This window comes from Buchnera aphidicola str. Ak (Acyrthosiphon kondoi), assembly GCF_000225445.1.
Lineage (GTDB): Bacteria > Pseudomonadota > Gammaproteobacteria > Enterobacterales > Enterobacteriaceae > Buchnera > Buchnera aphidicola_A.
The window spans coordinates 367230-384626 of the sequence record NC_017256.1 but is presented as its reverse complement, the minus strand read 5'-3'; the positions used below and the strand labels follow the sequence as shown (position 1 = coordinate 384626).

At 24.2% G+C, this 17397-nt stretch carries 17 protein-coding genes; 4 read left to right on the top strand and 13 right to left on the bottom strand.

Annotation, left to right across the window (positions count from 1 at the left end; genetic code table 11):
- Positions 1–218: 218 nt before the first annotated feature.
- Both rpmF and rluC read right to left on the bottom strand, forming a co-directional pair.
- Positions 219–383, bottom strand: a complete 165-nt coding sequence (gene rpmF, locus BAKON_RS01765) for a 50S ribosomal protein L32 (RefSeq protein ID WP_014499497.1) — start codon at positions 381–383, stop codon at positions 219–221.
- A gap of 81 nt (positions 384–464) precedes the next feature.
- Positions 465–1409, bottom strand: coding sequence for a 23S rRNA pseudouridine(955/2504/2580) synthase RluC (gene rluC / locus BAKON_RS01760; protein ID WP_014499496.1), 945 nt, complete (start codon positions 1407–1409; stop codon positions 465–467).
- Positions 1410–1661: 252 nt separating this feature from the next.
- Between rluC and rne the strand changes: the two genes are divergently transcribed.
- Positions 1662–4367, top strand: a complete 2706-nt coding sequence (rne, locus tag BAKON_RS01755; RefSeq protein ID WP_014499495.1) for a ribonuclease E — start codon at positions 1662–1664, stop codon at positions 4365–4367.
- A 119-nt stretch (positions 4368–4486) separates the two neighbouring features.
- On the opposite strand, the gene BAKON_RS01750 is transcribed toward rne, so the two are convergent.
- The 10 genes from BAKON_RS01750 to flgB form a co-directional block, all read right to left on the bottom strand.
- Positions 4487–6118 carry a flagellar hook-associated protein FlgK gene (locus tag BAKON_RS01750; RefSeq protein ID WP_014499494.1) on the bottom strand — a complete coding sequence of 544 codons (1632 nt, stop codon included), beginning with the start codon at positions 6116–6118 and terminating at the stop codon, positions 4487–4489.
- Between the two features lie 95 nt (positions 6119–6213).
- A complete protein-coding gene (locus BAKON_RS01745; RefSeq protein ID WP_014499493.1) occupies positions 6214–6513 on the bottom strand; it encodes a rod-binding protein in 300 nt (99 codons plus the stop codon).
- Complete coding sequence (locus tag BAKON_RS01740) at positions 6513–7622, bottom strand: flagellar basal body P-ring protein FlgI (protein WP_014499492.1); 1110 nt, start codon at positions 7620–7622, stop codon at positions 6513–6515. The genes BAKON_RS01745 and BAKON_RS01740 overlap by 1 nt, the downstream gene beginning before the upstream one ends.
- A 220-nt stretch (positions 7623–7842) precedes the next feature.
- A complete protein-coding gene (locus BAKON_RS01735; RefSeq protein WP_014499491.1) occupies positions 7843–8559 on the bottom strand; it encodes a flagellar basal body L-ring protein FlgH in 717 nt (238 codons plus the stop codon).
- A gap of 76 nt (positions 8560–8635) precedes the next feature.
- Positions 8636–9418, bottom strand: coding sequence for a flagellar basal-body rod protein FlgG (flgG, locus tag BAKON_RS01730; RefSeq protein WP_014499490.1), 783 nt, complete (start codon positions 9416–9418; stop codon positions 8636–8638).
- A 20-nt stretch (positions 9419–9438) separates the two neighbouring features.
- Positions 9439–10194, bottom strand: a complete 756-nt coding sequence (gene flgF, locus BAKON_RS01725; RefSeq protein WP_014499489.1) for a flagellar basal-body rod protein FlgF — start codon at positions 10192–10194, stop codon at positions 9439–9441.
- 26 nt (positions 10195–10220) lie between these two features.
- Positions 10221–11444, bottom strand: a complete 1224-nt coding sequence (locus tag BAKON_RS01720; protein ID WP_014499488.1) for a flagellar hook protein FlgE — start codon at positions 11442–11444, stop codon at positions 10221–10223.
- A gap of 41 nt (positions 11445–11485) precedes the next feature.
- A complete protein-coding gene (locus BAKON_RS01715) occupies positions 11486–12187 on the bottom strand; it encodes a flagellar hook assembly protein FlgD (RefSeq protein WP_014499487.1) in 702 nt (233 codons plus the stop codon).
- A 10-nt stretch (positions 12188–12197) separates the two neighbouring features.
- Positions 12198–12608, bottom strand: a complete 411-nt coding sequence (gene flgC, locus BAKON_RS01710; RefSeq protein WP_014499486.1) for a flagellar basal body rod protein FlgC — start codon at positions 12606–12608, stop codon at positions 12198–12200.
- Positions 12609–12616: 8 nt separating this feature from the next.
- The gene (gene flgB, locus BAKON_RS01705; RefSeq protein WP_014499485.1) at positions 12617–13027 is read right to left on the bottom strand and encodes a flagellar basal body rod protein FlgB; all 411 of its coding nucleotides are present in this window, start codon (positions 13025–13027) and stop codon (positions 12617–12619) included.
- Between the two features lie 238 nt (positions 13028–13265).
- On the opposite strand from flgB, the gene flgA reads away from it, so the two are divergent.
- A complete protein-coding gene (gene flgA, locus BAKON_RS01700; RefSeq protein WP_014499484.1) occupies positions 13266–13946 on the top strand; it encodes a flagellar basal body P-ring formation chaperone FlgA in 681 nt (226 codons plus the stop codon).
- 94 nt (positions 13947–14040) lie between these two features.
- The gene (gene flgN / locus BAKON_RS01695) at positions 14041–14451 is read left to right on the top strand and encodes a flagellar export chaperone FlgN (protein ID WP_014499483.1); all 411 of its coding nucleotides are present in this window, start codon (positions 14041–14043) and stop codon (positions 14449–14451) included.
- Between the two features lie 8 nt (positions 14452–14459).
- Here the strand turns inward: flgN and pyrC are convergent, their stop codons facing one another.
- The gene (pyrC, locus tag BAKON_RS01690; protein ID WP_014499482.1) at positions 14460–15515 is read right to left on the bottom strand and encodes a dihydroorotase; all 1056 of its coding nucleotides are present in this window, start codon (positions 15513–15515) and stop codon (positions 14460–14462) included.
- 253 nt (positions 15516–15768) lie between these two features.
- Here pyrC and murJ point away from each other — a divergent pair, with 253 nt between their 5' ends.
- Positions 15769–17307 carry a murein biosynthesis integral membrane protein MurJ gene (gene murJ / locus BAKON_RS01685; RefSeq protein ID WP_014499481.1) on the top strand — a complete coding sequence of 513 codons (1539 nt, stop codon included), beginning with the start codon at positions 15769–15771 and terminating at the stop codon, positions 17305–17307.
- Positions 17308–17397: the final 90 nt, after the last annotated feature.

The following is a 17397-nucleotide window of genomic DNA, read 5'->3' as shown; positions in this document are numbered from 1 at the left end:
GTATTAAACATTTTTTTATTTAACATAAGTATGTTTTATTAATTTAAAATAAAAAAATTTTTAGTAATAAATTGTATTAATAAACATAAAAATTTTAATGTGATATATTTTTTATTATTTTTTAAAAATTTTTCTAAAATTATTGAATAAATTTAATTTTTATAACTATTTTTTATCCAATGGTACTTTTAAAAGTACCATTTTTCTTAAATATTTTTTTAAAGAACTTTTTTCCCTTTATAATAACCATTGACAGTAATATGGTGTCTAATGTGTGTTTCTCCAGAAAATTTATCTATAGATAAAGTTGGTAATAATAAAGAATCATGAGAGCGTCTCATTCCTCTTTTGGAACGAGTAGGTTTATTTTTTTGAACTGCCATATAATATTTCTCTATTTAGTATGTTAAAAAATAGTTTAATAAAAATAATATTTTTTTATATAAACTTTTATTTTCAATAAACTATATCATATTATTTAAGTAATTTTGAAAATCTATATCTAAGGGTGCTTTTATATAAATTTTCTTACCATTTTGTGGATGAAGAAAATGAATTCCAGAAGAATGAAGTAAGAGTCTATTAATACCTGTATTATTTTTTATATTATGATCTAGACTGTTCTTACCATAACGTTTATCAAATAATATTGGATGCCCTGCATGTAAAGTATGTACACGAATTTGATGTGTACGACCAGTTTTAGGAACGATTGATAGTAGAGTTGAGGAAGAAAATTTCTTTTTTATTTGAAAATGAGTTTCTGATGGTTTGCCTTTTTGATCAATTAAAACTATTTTTTGTTTATTTTTTAATCGGATTTTTAATAGAGGTTCTGATATTTTTTTTATATGAATAGGCCATAAACCATGAACTAATGCTATGTATTCTTTTTTGATTTTTTTTTCTCTTAACTGTGTGTGTAGTGATATTAATGATGTACGTTTTTTTGCTAATATTAAAACACCTGATGTTTCACGATCAATACGATGTACAAGTTCAAGAAATTTATCTAACGGCCGTAATTTTCGAAAATATTCTATAATTCCAAAGCTTAATCCACTTCCACCATGTACTGCAATTCCTGAAGGTTTATTAATAATTAATAAATAATTATCTTCATATAAAATACTATTTAATAAGTTTTTAGCATGATTTAAGGGGAAAAAGGTGTGTTTTAGATCACATGAGATTTTTATTGGTGGAATTTTCAGTATATCTCCAATTTTTAATTTATAATGTGGTTTTATTCTTTTTTTGTTAATTCGAATCTTTCCTGTTCTTATAATGCGATAGATCATACTTTTAGGTACATTTTTAAACCTACTATGCATGAAATTATCTATTCTTTGATTCAACATATCTTTATTAATATATACGATAGATATAGGTAGTATTTTATGTTTCATTAAAAAAATCTCTATTTTTAAGTAATTTTTTTAATTTTTTTATTATAATATAATTCTTTATATAAATATATTAAATAAATTAATTGTCATTATATATAATATAAGAAATTATTATATATAATAACTTATTATATATTTATATTTTTAAATTTATTTAAATTTAATAAATTTTATAAAAATTAATTTTTTAACAATTTATATTTCCTGTTGATATGTTTACTTATTTATAAAAATAAGAGAGAAAAAGTTATAATGAAAAGAATGTTAATTAATGCAACTCAGCAGGAAGAGTTGCGTGTAGCTCTTGTTGATGGTCAACGTTTATATGATCTTGACATAGAAAACTCTGGATCAGAACAAAAAAAATCAAATATATATAAAGGAAAGATTACTCGTATAGAACCTAGTTTAGAAGCTGTTTTCGTAGATTACGGTGAAGAAAAAAATGGTTTTTTGCCTTTAAAGGAAATTTCTAAAAATTATTTTTTAGAAAACCATAGTTATACTTCAAGTCATAATATCAAAGATGTTTTGCAACAAGGTCAAGAAATTATTGTTCAAATCAGCAAAGAAGAACGAGGCACTAAAGGTGCAGCTTTAACAACTTTTATCAGTTTAGCAGGAAGTTATTTAGTTCTTATGCCAAACAATCCTAAATCTGGTGGTATATCAAGAAGAATCGAAGGAAATGATAGAATAGTATTAAAAGAGTTGCTAGCATCATTAAAACTACCTGAAGATATGAGTTTAATTATTCGAACTGCTGGTGCTGGAAAATCTATAGAATCATTAAGATGGGACTTATCTCTTAGGTTACAACATTGGAACACGATTCAAATAATAGCAAAAAGTCGAACTGCACCATTTTTAATTCATCAAGAAAGTAATATTATTGTTCGTGCTTTTAGAGATTATTTGCGTCAAGACATTGGAGAAATTTTAATTGATAATCCAAAAATATTAGATTTAGCACGTAAACATATTACTTTTCTAGGTCGTCCTGATTTTGCAAATAAAATTAAGTTATATAGTGGAGAAATTCCATTATTTAGTTATTTTCAAATTGAAACACAAATTGACTCTGCTTTTCAAAGAAAAGTTAGATTGCCTTCTGGTGGTTCAATTATGGTAGATAGCACTGAGGCTCTAACCGCTATTGATATCAATTCTTCTCGTTCTACAAGTGGAACAGATATTGCATCTACAGCATTCAATACTAATCTTGAGGCAGTAGATGAAATTTCTCGTCAATTGCGTTTGCGAGATTTAGGTGGTTTAATAGTAATCGATTTTATAGACATGTCTCCTGTTAGTCATCAAAGAGCTATTGAAAATAGATTACGTGAAATTGCACGTGATGATAGAGCACGTATTCAAATTGGCCAGATTTCTAGATTTGGTTTATTAGAAATGTCTAGACAAAGATTGAGTTCGTCTTTAGGAGAATCCAGTCATCATATTTGTCCAAGATGTACAGGAACAGGAACTATTAGAGATAATGAATCTTTATCTTTATCTATTTTACGATTAATCGAAGAAGAAGCTTTAAAAGAGAATACATATGAAGTACGTGCTATTGTGCCTGTAGAAATAGCTTGTTATTTATTAAATGAAAAAAGAGATGCAGTTCATGCTATTGAAAAACGTCAGGCCGGTGGAAAAACTATTATTGTTCCTAGTAAAAAAATGAAAACTCCGCATTATTCTGTCTCCAGAATCAGAAAGGGTGAAAGTATAAATTCTACAAGTTATGGTCTTTCTAATATTCATAAAAGTAAAATTGCAAATTTCTTGAAAGAAAATATTTTGAAAAAAAAACAGAAAGAAAAATTGGATTTTAGTAGTTTTGGTTTGTCTAATGATCATTATAATAAAGTAAAAAAAACACAAAAAAATGTTTTAAAAAGTAATAATTGTGATAATGTTTTTTTGAAAATTTTATCACATAATAGTAACTTTATATTTAAAATGATAGATTGGTTTAAAAATTCTTTTTTAATTAAAAATATTCTAATTACAAGTGAGATTCTTAAAAAAAATACTTTTCAAAATAAAAATAATATTTTATTAAAAAAAAAACATAATTTTTTAAACAAAAGAAAAACAGTAATTTTATCTAAATTGTTTGAAAAAAATATTAAAAAAGTATCTTTACAAAAAAAAGATCTAAAATTAGATAAGAAAGATTATAATGTTCCTTTCGGAAAATCTAATAATTTTTATAAAAAAAATGAAATAAAAAAAAATAATTTATTTCAAAAATATATTAACAATAATTCTTCTTTAAAAAATGTTTTAACAAACAGATATAAAAATGTTGATATTATTGATAATAACCCTGTTTTTTATAAATTTTTTAATCATTCTAAAATTTTTAAAAATAGAATTATGCATAATAATCATGTAAGTTCTTATCCTGATAAGTATCCAATATTAATACTTTCTTCAGTATTTTCATTAGAATTAGCATTAGGTAAAGTTTGGGTGAAGCATCCTACTCTTGTATTAGATGAAGTAAAAAAACAAAAAAATATTATCAGAAAGAAAAAATTATATGCATCCTCTGTTTTTGAAAAAAATAAAATCATTAAGAACAATAATTGTGTGGAAATCAAAAAAATAAAAACTGAAATGTGTTCATTTAAAAAAAATATAAAAAATAAAATTCAAAATCAAGAAAGTATAAAACCTGAATTTTTCAAAAAAAATAAGAAAAAAGATTTATTAATTTTAGATAAAAAAAATTTTCTTTATAAAAAAACATATACTCAAAAAAACAAACAAACTCAATCAAGTGCACCTATAACAAAAATTTCTGACAACTCATATTCAAATAAAACAGAAAAAAGATTTGATGTTAATTTATTAATAATGAAATTAAATATTAGAAGAAAAATTTCTGCAGGAGCACATTCTGCGACAAGTTTTTCTAATTCGCCTGTCTCAAAACCTAAATAAAATATTTCATTATATAAAAAAACATTTTTTGATAATAAATTAATCTATTAAGATTATTTTATTAAGATAAAAAATAAAAACTTACTTTAAAAGTAAGTTTTTATAAGTATTTTTTAAAACTAACTATAACGTTCGATTATATCATTTAAAATACTTTCTGCAGTTTGTAAAACTTTAACATTTGCAAGATAACATTCTTGTTCATAGTTCAACTCTTGATAGTTTTTTTCGAGATCTTCAGACATAGAAATTCTTTTATTTTCAAGTATGTTAACCATATTTTTTTTAAAAGGTAGTTCTTCTTCTAATGCATTACATTTATAAGCTATAGATTTAGAAAATTTTTGGTAGGCTTCATCAAGTGTTTCTTTATGATCAACAAGCAAGTCTCCATTAAATTTATTTATTATCATAGCATTATTTCTATTAGGATAATTTACATCATCTATTGATGAAAATGCAAAGGGTTCATTTTGATCAACTAATAATTCTAATTCTTCTAACGTTTTAGAATATGGTTTGATCATATAAATATCACCATCAGCACTCTTGCCTTGTATTAAAAATTCAATCCCATCAACAGTAATAAATAAGTTATTGTTTTCTGTACGTATATTTGGTTGAACTATAGTATGATCTGATAGTCTTGTTACTGTCCAATTGTTATTTTTGAAATACACAATATAATTAGTATCTTTAGCATTGCTAGCAGATATCCATTGTGCAGATATTGTAGGAGATGAATTGTTACTTGAGCTAGCTATTACTTCTGGATTACTGACATTAAAAATTTGTCTACCAACATGTCCAAACATATCGTATCCTACTGCATGATAAGAGTTGATACTATCAGCAAAATTAATAGTCAATTGTCCAATTTTATTTCTTGTATTTGTCAATTCTTCTCTGCGAAATTTAAGAAGAGCACCTAAAGTAGCGCTTGGAATCATATCTTCTATTTTTTTTACTGTTTGATCATCATCATCAATATATCCTACACTAATATATCTATCATCTGATTTAGATGTTAGTGGAAGCAAATTTTGTTTTTGACTATTATCTATAACAGGTATACCATTATTCAAATAAAGTTTATAATCGTCATGATCTTTAACAACTTTTATTCCAATTAAATTGTTTAATTCATCTACTAAATCATCTCTTTGTTCAATAAGATTATTCATTCTATTAGGAATTGTTAACATAGGAAAATACCGAATTTTCATAGTAACATCATGAATTTCATCAATTAAGGTATTTGCTTTTTTTATGTTATTTATAACGGATTCTTTAATATCTTTTTCTAGAAATTTTAATTTTTGATCAAAATCTTTTATTGCAACAACTATATTAGTTAATTTATTTTTTATGTTTACATTGATTACATTTTTTTTATCTATAACGATATCTTTTTCTATTTGTTTATATAAATCATTAATTAGTATATTAAAAATATTTGATTTTTCACATAATAAATCTTCTAGTTTTAATAATTGTTCAATTTTAGTTTGTTCATCTTGAACTTGCACATCAGTTTTTCTTTTTTCTTCTATAATAAAATCATTATAATTATCGTATATTTCTTTTACTTTTACTGTAGTTTTTTTGTTTGAATTTTGTACGTCATTTTCTAAAAAAATACGTTTTCCTGAATTTTTTTTAGTAGGATTATTAATTTTGTCAACAGTGTTATCAATCATGATTTTCATTGCATTCATACCAGCAATGGCAGTATTTAATATAGAACTCATTTTTTGTCCTTATTTTTTTTATTTTAAAATATATTTTCTATATAAAATAATATATTTAAATTATATTTTGATATTCCTTTTATAATATAATTTTTTTATATTTGAATTTGTTTTAAAATAATATCAGTTAGTCCTATTCCCTTTTTACTTACTTCTTCAGATAATTTTTGATCATAAATATCAGTGTAGAGACGACTTTGATTATTATCTAATAAATTATCTTTTGATAAAGAACTTCTCATACTTTTTAATAATATTTGAATAAATGCACCTTCTACCGCTTGAGCTGTTTGTAATGCATATTTTTTTGGATTACTTCGAACTTGATACTTCAGTTCATTAACAAATTTCACATTATAATTTGAGATATTCAATAGTAATAAATTATCATTCATTAAATAATTTCCAATTTTGCGCTAAGACAACCAGCACTTTTCATTAATTGCAAAATAGACATCAATTCATTTGGTTTAGCACCTAATATATTTAAAGCTCTAATTATATTATGTAAATTTTTTCTATTATTAGACAGATCATTTAGATAATTTTTATTAAATATATCTTTTGTAGAATACTCTTTTTTTTGAGTTTTTTGAAATGATTTTGAAAAATACTCATCTCTTTTTTTATTTATAATTTGATTTACTATTATAGATAAGTTTCCATTTGAAACCACACACGATCCTAATTTTACTGATTGGTTAATAACAATAGAACCTGTACGAGAATTAACTACAACTTTAGCTTCTTGTGAAGGTAATGAGATATCAATATCTTGAATATTAGAAAGCATATGGACTTGTACATCATTATTAGCTGAAGTATTTAATTGTACCGTTTTAGAATCAATAGGTGTAGCAGTGTCTGGATATTTTATATTGATCATGTCACTAATACGCTGTGCTGTACTAAAATTTTCTTGATTTAACTGTAAGTTAATTGTTTTTTGTTTTCCAAAATTATTATTAATTTCACGTTCAATTATTGCACCATCATTAATTTTTCCCGAATTAACTTGATTAGCAAGAATTCTATTTTTTGAATGATGGTTTTCGGATACTAATATATTGCCTTGAGCAATAGCATAAATTTGATTATCAGTGCCTTTTAAAGGAGTCATTAAAAGTGTACCTCCTTTAAGACTTTTAGCATTTCCCATAGATGAAACTATTACATCTATTTTTTCACCTGTATGACTAAATGGAGGTAAATTTGCAGTAACTATTACGGCTGCTACATTTTTTAGATGCATATTAGCATTTGAGGGAATGCTAACACCTAATTGTGACAACATATTATTTAATGATTGATTAGTAAATGGAGTCTGTGTTGATTGATCACCAGTTCCATCTAAACCAACTATTAAACCATAACCAATAAGTGGATTATCTCTAATTCCTTGAATACTAGTAAGATCACGTATTTTTTCAGCATGTAAAGGCGATGAAAAACTTAGAAAAATAAAAACAAGGAATTTCATTAAAAATAATGTTTTTTTAGACATAAAAAACCTTTATTAATGTACTTTTTAAAAAACGTCATAATATATATAAACATGTGATTTGTAGATATATAATTATAAGAATTTTTTTAGTTGTTTTTTAATATAGTTAATTTTTTCTCATAAAGAATAAATAACGTTCTTTATGAGGTTTAATCAAATTTAGAAGAAATATAATTTTTCGAGAGTTTTTAAATCATTTCATTTTGTATAATATGTCTATCTATATAGGAGATATTCTTAACAAAAGCTTTTGCAACCAACCCATTTTTTGAACGTCATGAATATGCCCATGACTTAAATATTCAATACGTGCATCAGCAATGTAAGTAGATATGATGAAATTATTTTTGTTAATATTATTAGGATTGATTACTCCTGAAAAACGAATAAACTCTTTTCCTTCATTAATAGCAACTTGTTTTTCTCCAATAACTCTTAAATTTCCATTGGGAAGTACTTTTCGAACAGTAACAGTAATAAGACCAGTAAATTTATTTTTAGCTGAATTACTACCTCTTCCAGAAAGATTGTTTTTTCCAAAACTATCCAAACCAGTTATATTATCTTTTAAATTAAAACCTAATATAGAATTGAATTGTCCAGGTGTTATTTTTAATCCCATGTTAGTAGTTCCATCCCTACTCATATCTGAAGTAGAACTGTTACTCGCACTTATATTTTCTTGTAATAAAACAGTTACTGTATCTCCGACATTATGTGGACGATGGTCTTCAAATAATGGTTGATATCCATAATTCAATGGTATTTTTTCTTGAAACAAAGAACCATTTATTACTCTAGGCCATACATTAGGTGCTACAGCAGTTGTAACTCCTTCTACTAAAGGTTTATATTCAACACCAGCACAACTCTGAATTATCAATAAAAAAATAGCAGTTAAATAGTATTTTGTTTTATAAATGAATAACTTTATCACGAAAAAGTTACCTTTGATAATAGATGTTTAATATATAAAGTTTTCTCTAATATAAAATAAATATAAAAGTCAACTATTATAATTGCGATAATTTTTGTAACATTTGATCTGACGTGCTAATAGATTTACTATTTATTTCATATGCTCTTTGAGTTTGAATCATATTGACTAGCTCTTCAGCTACGTTAACATTTGAGGTTTCGACATATCCTTGACATAATACTCCTGTACCATTTAAACCTGGAATAGTATCAATTGGAGATCCTGATGCTTGAGTTTCTTGATATAAATTTTCACCTAAACTTTCTAATCCAGCACTATTAAAAAAATTAATTAAATTTAATTGTCCAAGTAAAACAGGTTGAGCTTGTCCCTGAATAGTAGCACTAATAACACCGTCTCTTGCTATGTTAATATTTGTGCAATTAGAAGGCATAGTTATTTCGGGTACAATAGGAAAACCACTATTTGTAACTAATTGACCATTTTGATCAAATTGAAAAGAGCCATCTCTAGTATAGGCTACATTTCCATCTGGTAATTGTACTTGAAAAAATCCCATTCCATTAATAGCTACATCTTTTGAAGAATCAGTTTTTGAAAGATTTCCTTGACTATGAATTCTTTCAGTTGATACTGGTCGAACTCCAGTTCCTAACTGTAATCCTGATGGCAAAGTTGTGTCAAGTGACGAATTTGTTCCTGCTTCTCGTATGGTTTGATACATTAAATCTTCAAAAACTGCTCTGGATCGTTTAAATCCATTTGTACTGACGTTTGCTAAATTATTAGAAATGATATTCATATTAATTTGTTGAGCATCAAGACCAGTTTTAGAAATCCATAAAGAAGGAATCATATGTTTTATCCTATTTTGTGTTAATTGTTAATATTCATTATCTGGTTTGCACGTTCGGCATTTTGATCGTATATAGATATCATTTTCATTTGCATTTCGAACTGTCTAGCATTTGATATCATTTCTATCATATTTTTAGAAGCGTTTACATTACTTTCTTCTAATATACCTGATTGTACACGTATTTTATTACTATGTTTCATCGTATTACTATATTCATGGAATCGATTATTCTTTTTAAGATAAAATAATCCATTTTCTTTTTGTACAAGATATTGTTGGGGAATATATGCTAATTTTAATGCTCCTATTTTAGTTTCAATAATATGATGATTCTTTTTTTCTACTGAATTAATAAGTCCATTAGATGAAATTTTTAAATTTACATTATTTGGTATTTTGATATTACAATCGTTTCCTACTACTTCATTTTCTTGAATGGTAAGCTTTCTGTTTGCATTTATTGTTAAATGACCATTTTTTGTATATGCTTCTTGACCATTCAAATCTTTTACTGTCAACCAGCCATTATCTTTAACAAATAAATCTAAATTTCTTCCTGTATAATTCAATATTCCTGAAGAAGGATTGTGATATTCCTTGGTGATTTTATTATCAGTATTACATGTATTTTTTATATTTTGGTTTTGTATTATCAAAATAAATTTTTCTTTAAAACCAGTGGTTGAAATATTTGCTAAATTATTAGAAATCATAGTTTGTTTTTCTAATAATTGATTAGCAGCAATCATAGATTTATATATAGAATTATCCATTACATTCTTCAATCCTATTTAATAGATTATTTTAAATTTATTAACGTATTAATAATTTTATCTTCTGTTTTAAAAGACTGAGCATTTGATTGGTAATTACGTTGTGCTATTATCATGTTTATTAGTTCTTTATTCAAATCTACATTTGATGCTTCTAAAGTTTTTGCATTTAATATTTCACTATCTTGATCACCTGATGTTATTATTTCTGAACCTGACTCAGAAGTAGCCGACCATAGATTGCCACTTTCAGGTTGTAATTTTTCAGGATTAATGAATTTTGATAATAATATTTGACCTATTGTTTGTTGCTTTTGATTCGAATATTTAGCAATAATTTCGCCATTTGAACTAACATTAAATGTTTGTAGAAAACCTTGAGGATATCCATCTTGAGAATATTCTTCAAAAGAGCTATCAATATCTGATTTTTCTATAGTACCATTGAAATCAAGAGTAATATTTTCATATTTTTCTAGATTTTTAGATTGAATATGAAAACTTTTATTAGAAATTAATTCACCATCAGAGTTAAATTTTAAATCAAAACTATCATTTATATCTTTTATATGATTATTAGAATGATCTGATTTTACATAAACTTTCCATGTATTTTTATTTTGTTTTTTAAAAGAAATTGTAATTTGATCTTTTTCACCATCTTTATTGTATATACCAATATGAGTAGCATAATCTTCTGAATTAGAAAAATCATTACTAGAACTATCTATATTTTTAATGGTATTAGTATTACGATTTAAAATAGCTTTTAATGTTATTATAGAAGTAGGTTTTTTGTTTAATATATAAGCGTTTTTTAAATTAATAGCTTCTGTACTAGATCCGTTATTAAAATTGTTTTGAGAATAAGATTTATTTTTTCCGGTTAGGTATAATCCCTGTGTATTAACAATGTTCTGATTTTTATCAAGAAAGAATTGACCATCTCTTGTATAATGTACATTACCTTCAGCATCTATAACACGAAAAAAACCATCTTTTACAATTCCTAAATCTAAATCTCTACCAGTTTGCACTAACATTCCATTGTTAAAATTTTGTATAACGTTTAAAATCTCAACACCATATCCATTTGTCGTATTAGAATAAAATGAATGCGAGAACATATCAAAAAAAATAGGTTTGCTGGATTTATACCCTATAGTAGATGCATTAGCAATATTATTAGATATGATATCTATATAATCACTATTAATTAGTAAGCCGCTTACAGCTCCCATAGTTGACATAATTTTATTCCTTTTATTTGTGTTGAATAAGATATTTTTTTTTATTTAAGAATTTCACTAATTTTTGAAGGTATTGTTTTCCCTGCTGCTCCTAAATCAATAACAGGACCATTAGAAGAAATGATAATACTGTTTACTACTGCTTCACTTAAACTGTTAACAGGAATATCTTGATCTTTGTTTTTAGCTGTAACTAAAATTTTATATTTCCCTGTCATTACACTTTTTTTATTTAAATCTTTACCATCCCATAAAAAAGTTTGTATACCAGCTTTTGCATCTTTTATTTTTTTTAGATACAAAGTTTTATTATTTTCATCTAAAATTTTTATTTCAACTGAAGTAGCATTTTTAACTAATTCTATCCCGAATTTTGTTGGAGTATCTTTAGTATGTATTATTTCCTTATTAGGAACTATTACATGATGTCCAATTAATGAAGAAAATTGAATACTTTGGTTTCTATTAATTTGATTTGAAAATTGAATTGCGGTGTTATTTAATCTCTCAATTCCATTTGCAGTGTTAATTTGAGCTAACTGTGAAGTTAAGTCAGAGTTTTTAATAGGATCAGTAGGATCTTGATTTTTAATTTGTGCAACTAATAAACTTAGAAAGTTTTTTTGCAAATCCAAAGGATTAGTGTTATTTTGCAAACTATTGCTATTTATTTTAATTAATTCATTATCTATATTTGAATTAACGTCAGGTGAATTAATATTACTTATATTAATAGTACTCATTTTTTTTCCTTTATTCACCAATTGTTAATGTTTTTATTATCATAGTCTTAGCTGTCTTTAATACTTCTATATTTGCTTGATAACTTCTTGCTGCTGAGATATTGTTTACCATTTCTGTAATAGGGTTGACATTTGATGTTAAGATATAACCTTTTTTATCAGCCATAGGATTGTTTGGATCGTATATCAATTTCATAGGACTCGGATCATCTATTATATCAGATATTTTCACTCCACCTATTTTTGAATTGTTTGAATCATCTAATTTAAAAATTACTTGTTTTGCAATATATGGATAAAATTTTCCATTTTTATATATTGTACTATCCATATTAGCTAAGTTACTAGCAATTAAATTCATTTTTTGTGACTGAGCATTCATTGCTGAACCTGCAATATTTAATATATTTAGTAAAGACATAATTTATATCATCCTTTTAGAACATACATCATGTTTTTTATTTCATTTTTCATAAATGCTAAACTTGATTGATATTTTAAACTGTTATTTATGAATTCAATTCTTTCTCTGTCCATATTTACTGTATTGCCATCTTGTTTTATTTGATTGGTAATTACAGGTATAGTTCTCAAAAAAAATGAATCTTCATATTTTGCATTTAAATGACGAGGAGATGTTTTTTTTAAAAAAATACTTGCGTGTTTTTCTTTTTTTTTATTTAGTATTTTACTCATTTCATCTTTAAAATCAATATCTACTGATTTATATCCAGGTGTATCAGCATTAGCAATATTAGTGGATAAGATTTCTTGTCTTTTAGCATAAAGATTTAATACTTGTTGACTAAAATTAAACATTTGATTTATTTTATCAAACATATTGATATCCTTTAATTATACATGTATAAAATTATTTTAAAGAAAATACTGAAATAGTATTTTATTTTCTTTGGAATATCTATTTTTTTAAAAAAAAAGTAAAAATTAAAAATAAAACATGTAATATAAAATATATTTATATAATATCTTTATTATATATTCTCTATCAAGAAAATGTTCTTAAAAACTATATTTATAAATCAATCAATTAACATAAATCAAGGAAAAAATGATAATAATGAAGGTAATGATTTATTTTTTTTTATTATTTATATCTTTTACAGTTAGTTCTGTTAGTTTTGCTGTACAAAAATTTAATTTTTTTAATGTTACTAAGCAATTGAATGATTTTTTTAAAAAGGAGTATCCATTCAATAAAGATGATATTAGCATCATATTACGTACTCCATTAAAAAAAAATATATCTTGTAAAAAACCCATTTTTTCTCTTGTAAGTAATTTTCATACTCTAGGTTTGATGGATGTGCTTTTAATTTGTAATAAAAAACATTACTATCTAACAGTAGAAATTCAGGCTAAGGGAGAATATATTGCAGCAAATAGAAAAATTCCCCGAGGCACTAAAATACAAGAATCAGATTTAAAAATTTTAACAGGACGCTTAGATATATTACCTAATAATACTTATCGCAAGAAAAAAGATGTCATAAATAGAATAAATTTATGTGATTTTTCTCCATTACAACCAATAACATCTTTTATGACACGTCCATTTTGGCTGGTTAAAGTTAATCAACAAGTTACTGTTATCATTAATGGTAACAATTTTAGTGTTGTATCTAAAGCTAAATCATTAAGTAATGGTTCTAAAAATGAAAATATACGTGTTAAAACAAAAAATGGTAAAATTATTAACGGTATTATTAATGAAAAAGGTGAAATCATAGTTTCTCTATAAAATAATTATTTTTTGATCTAAAAAAAATACTTTTTTTGTTGATGAAATCTCACGTTTATGTAAATATGTTAAATATATTTTTTTTTGCATAAAAATGAAAATGCTAATAGATACAATTAAAAAAATAGAAGACGTTTTATTTTCTTTAGAATCCATGTTAATGCAAGAGTATTATTATTTATTAAATTCCAAGACTCTTAATTTAGATATATTAGAATTGATCGAAAATAAAAAAATATTATTTAAGAAATTTATTATTCTAAATCAACATAGAGCATCTCTTGATAAAAAATATTGTATATTTGCACCTTATAAAAATAACAAGGAATTAAAAAACTCCTGGAATGAAATTATAAAAAAATGTTTTTTATTAAGAAAATTAAATCTTCAGAATAAAATTCTTATAAATAAAAAATTTTATTTAAATCAATATTTTTTAGAATTATTTTCATCTGATAAAAAATACATTACTTATAATTTAAACGGGAATCTAGTATTTAATTAAAAAATAAATCAATATTTATTTTCTAGAGACCAATTTAAAGTTTCACCTGATAAAAACGGAATAATTATATCTTTTCCAATATTTATTTTTTCTATAATTTTAAATGGCTTTTTCACTATTGTTATAGTTTCTTGGTTAATAGGCATATTATAAAATTTAGGTCCATTTTCAGAACAAAAAGATTGTAAATGTTTTAAAGCATTCATTTCCTCAAAAACTTTAACATAAGATAATAAAGAAGATGGAGCATTAAATATGCCAGCACAACTAAGCAAGTTAATTTTATTTTTATGAAGATGTGGCGCCGTATCACTTCCTAAAAAAAAATGTTTGTCTCCTTTAGAGATAGCTTTTCTTAGCGCCATTTGATGCGTATTTTTTTTTAAAACTGGTAAACAATAAAGATATGGTTTCATTCCACCACAAAACATATCATTTCGATTTAACATCAAATGATGCGGTGTAATAGTTGCAGATAGATAATTAAAATCACTTTTTTTTATATATTCCACAGATTCTTTAGTTGTAATATGTTCTAAAACTATTTTTAATTTTGGGAATTTTTTTCGTAAAGGATCTAGTGTTTTTTCGATAAACTTTGCCTCTCTATCATAGATGTCAATATTTTTATGCATCTCTTCACCATGAATCAGTAATGGCATGCCTATTTTTTCCATACACTCTAGAACAGAAGTAAGATCACTAATTTTTTTTATTCCTGTTTTTGAATTAGTTGTAGAATAATTAGGATAAAATTTAGCTGCTATAAATATTTTATTAGAAAAACCGATTTCTAATTCTTTAGGAATTGTAAGATTAGTTAAATAACAAGTCATTAACGGTTGAAATTGATAATTCAAATGCATTGATTTTAAAATTCTACTACGATAAGCAATACCTTTTGAACAATTCGTAATGGGATTATCAAGATTTGGCATAATGACAGCTCTTTTATAAAATTTACCGGTATATTTAACAACTTTACGTAAAACTTCATTGTCTCTTAAATGCACATGCCAATCATCAGGTTTTTTTATTATTATTTTTTTTATAAATTTAGACATTTTATTCTTATTTTTATATTTTCTGTATAATTATGATTATTTATCTAATTTTAAAGATTAATGTAACTTTTTACAATTAATATGATGTAATATAAAAAAATTGTTATTAATAATTAATTGAATTGATTTTTTTTAAAAATTTATATATTGAAATTTTTATTTTAGTTGTTTAAAACATTAAGCCTAATTTTTAATCTTCGTCTAACTAAAAAGAGTAAAAAATTTCTTTTTATAGTTATAGGTTAAGTTTGGAATGAATCTTTTAAAATCTTTAATATCAGTAAGTTTAATGACTTTTATATCTCGTGTATTAGGGTTTATTCGAGATGTTTTAATTGCTAGTATTTTTGGTGCTTCTATGTTTACTGATGCTTTTTTTGTATCTTTTAAAATTCCTAATTTATTACGTCGTATTTTTGCAGATGGTGTATTTTCTCAAGTTTTTATACCTATATTAGTAGATTATAAAACCAAAAAGAATAAGAAAAATATAAAAGATTTTATTTCAGCCATATTTGGTTTTATGATCTTTTTTTTATTTTTATTGACCATTTTAGGAATACTGTTTTCTAAATTTATAATTGTAATAAGTGCACCAGGTTTTTCAAATTTACCTGAAAAACTAATATTATCTACAAATTTATTAACAATAATGTTTCCTTATATTTTATTGATTTCTTTATCTTCATTATTTTCATCTATTTTAAATAGTTGGAACTATTTTTTTATACCAGCATTTTCTCCAATATTTTTGAATATTAGTATTATTATTTTTTCTGTTTTTTTTAGTTCCTTTTTTAACCCTTCTATTATTTCTTTAGCATGGGCAGTTATTATAGGTGGTTTTATTCAATTATTTTATCAATTGCCATTTGTATACAAAATAAATATGTTAGTTATACCGAATTTTAATTGGAATAATGTTGGTCTTTTAAGAGTTTCAAAAAAAATGGGACCTGCTATTTTAGGGACTTCTGCAAATCAAATTTCTTTAATAATCAATACTATTTTTAGTTCATTGCTTAATTCCGGATCAATATCTTGGATATATTATGCTGATCGATTAATAGAATTTCCAGTAGGCATATTAGGTGTTTCACTAAGTACTATTTTATTTACACCTCTTGCTAAAAATTATAAAAATGGCATAAAATTAGAGTGTAAAAAATTACTTAATTGGGGTTTTCGTACTAGTTTGATTGTATCTTTGCCAAGTGCAGCAATACTTTTTTTTCTTTCAAAACCAATAATTATAGTTCTTTTTCAATATGGTAAATTCACAGATTTTGATGTTTTAATGACAGAAAAGGCATTAAAATTATATTCTCTTGGTTTAGTTTCTTTTATTTTAGTGAAAATTTTATCTTCTGCTTTCTATGCTTTTGAAGAAATCAAGATACCTATGAAGATTTCATTATTAACACTTTTTTTAACTCAATTAATGAATCCATTTTTAATTTTCTATTTTAAACATGCAGGTCTTGCTTTATCTCTTAGTATTTCGGGTTGGATAAATTTTTTATTACTTTATTCGAGATTATATCAGAGAAAAATTATATGTTTCAAAAATAGTGAATTAATTTTCATTATTTCTATAATTCTATCAACATCAGCAATGATAGTAATTTTACTTTGTATATTACATATAATGCCAATTTGGAATATAGGTTCGTTCTTTAATAAAATTATTCGTTTATTTTTTGTTTTGCTGATTTCTGGTATTACATATTTGTTTATGTTAAATATTTTAGGAATACGCCTGTTAAATTTTTCTAAAAATCTTAAAATATAGTAATATTATATGAATCATATATCAATGATATGTAATCATTGATATATGATTAATATCATATTTATTATATAATGTTTATTATATAATATT

What these genes read in the sequence shown, in the direction of transcription:
- flgB (WP_014499485.1), bottom strand. Translation starts at nt 13,027, where the DNA reads ATGTTTGATAAAATAAATCAAATGTTTAATTTTAGTCAACAAGTATTA.
- BAKON_RS01750 (WP_014499494.1), bottom strand. Translation starts at nt 6,118, where the DNA reads ATGAGTTCTATATTAAATACTGCCATTGCTGGTATGAATGCAATGAAA.
- flgC (WP_014499486.1), bottom strand. Translation starts at nt 12,608, where the DNA reads ATGTCTTTACTAAATATATTAAATATTGCAGGTTCAGCAATGAATGCT.
- BAKON_RS01740 (WP_014499492.1), bottom strand. Translation starts at nt 7,622, where the DNA reads ATGTCTAAAAAAACATTATTTTTAATGAAATTCCTTGTTTTTATTTTT.
- flgN (WP_014499483.1), top strand. Translation starts at nt 14,041, where the DNA reads ATGAAAATGCTAATAGATACAATTAAAAAAATAGAAGACGTTTTATTT.
- pyrC (WP_014499482.1), bottom strand. Translation starts at nt 15,515, where the DNA reads ATGTCTAAATTTATAAAAAAAATAATAATAAAAAAACCTGATGATTGG.
- BAKON_RS01745 (WP_014499493.1), bottom strand. Translation starts at nt 6,513, where the DNA reads ATGAATGATAATTTATTACTATTGAATATCTCAAATTATAATGTGAAA.
- rne (WP_014499495.1), top strand. Translation starts at nt 1,662, where the DNA reads ATGAAAAGAATGTTAATTAATGCAACTCAGCAGGAAGAGTTGCGTGTA.
- flgF (WP_014499489.1), bottom strand. Translation starts at nt 10,194, where the DNA reads ATGGATAATTCTATATATAAATCTATGATTGCTGCTAATCAATTATTA.
- BAKON_RS01720 (WP_014499488.1), bottom strand. Translation starts at nt 11,444, where the DNA reads ATGTCAACTATGGGAGCTGTAAGCGGCTTACTAATTAATAGTGATTAT.
- rluC (WP_014499496.1), bottom strand. Translation starts at nt 1,409, where the DNA reads ATGAAACATAAAATACTACCTATATCTATCGTATATATTAATAAAGAT.
- flgG (WP_014499490.1), bottom strand. Translation starts at nt 9,418, where the DNA reads ATGATTCCTTCTTTATGGATTTCTAAAACTGGTCTTGATGCTCAACAA.
- flgA (WP_014499484.1), top strand. Translation starts at nt 13,266, where the DNA reads ATGAAGGTAATGATTTATTTTTTTTTATTATTTATATCTTTTACAGTT.
- murJ (WP_014499481.1), top strand. Translation starts at nt 15,769, where the DNA reads ATGAATCTTTTAAAATCTTTAATATCAGTAAGTTTAATGACTTTTATA.
- rpmF (WP_014499497.1), bottom strand. Translation starts at nt 383, where the DNA reads ATGGCAGTTCAAAAAAATAAACCTACTCGTTCCAAAAGAGGAATGAGA.
- BAKON_RS01715 (WP_014499487.1), bottom strand. Translation starts at nt 12,187, where the DNA reads ATGAGTACTATTAATATAAGTAATATTAATTCACCTGACGTTAATTCA.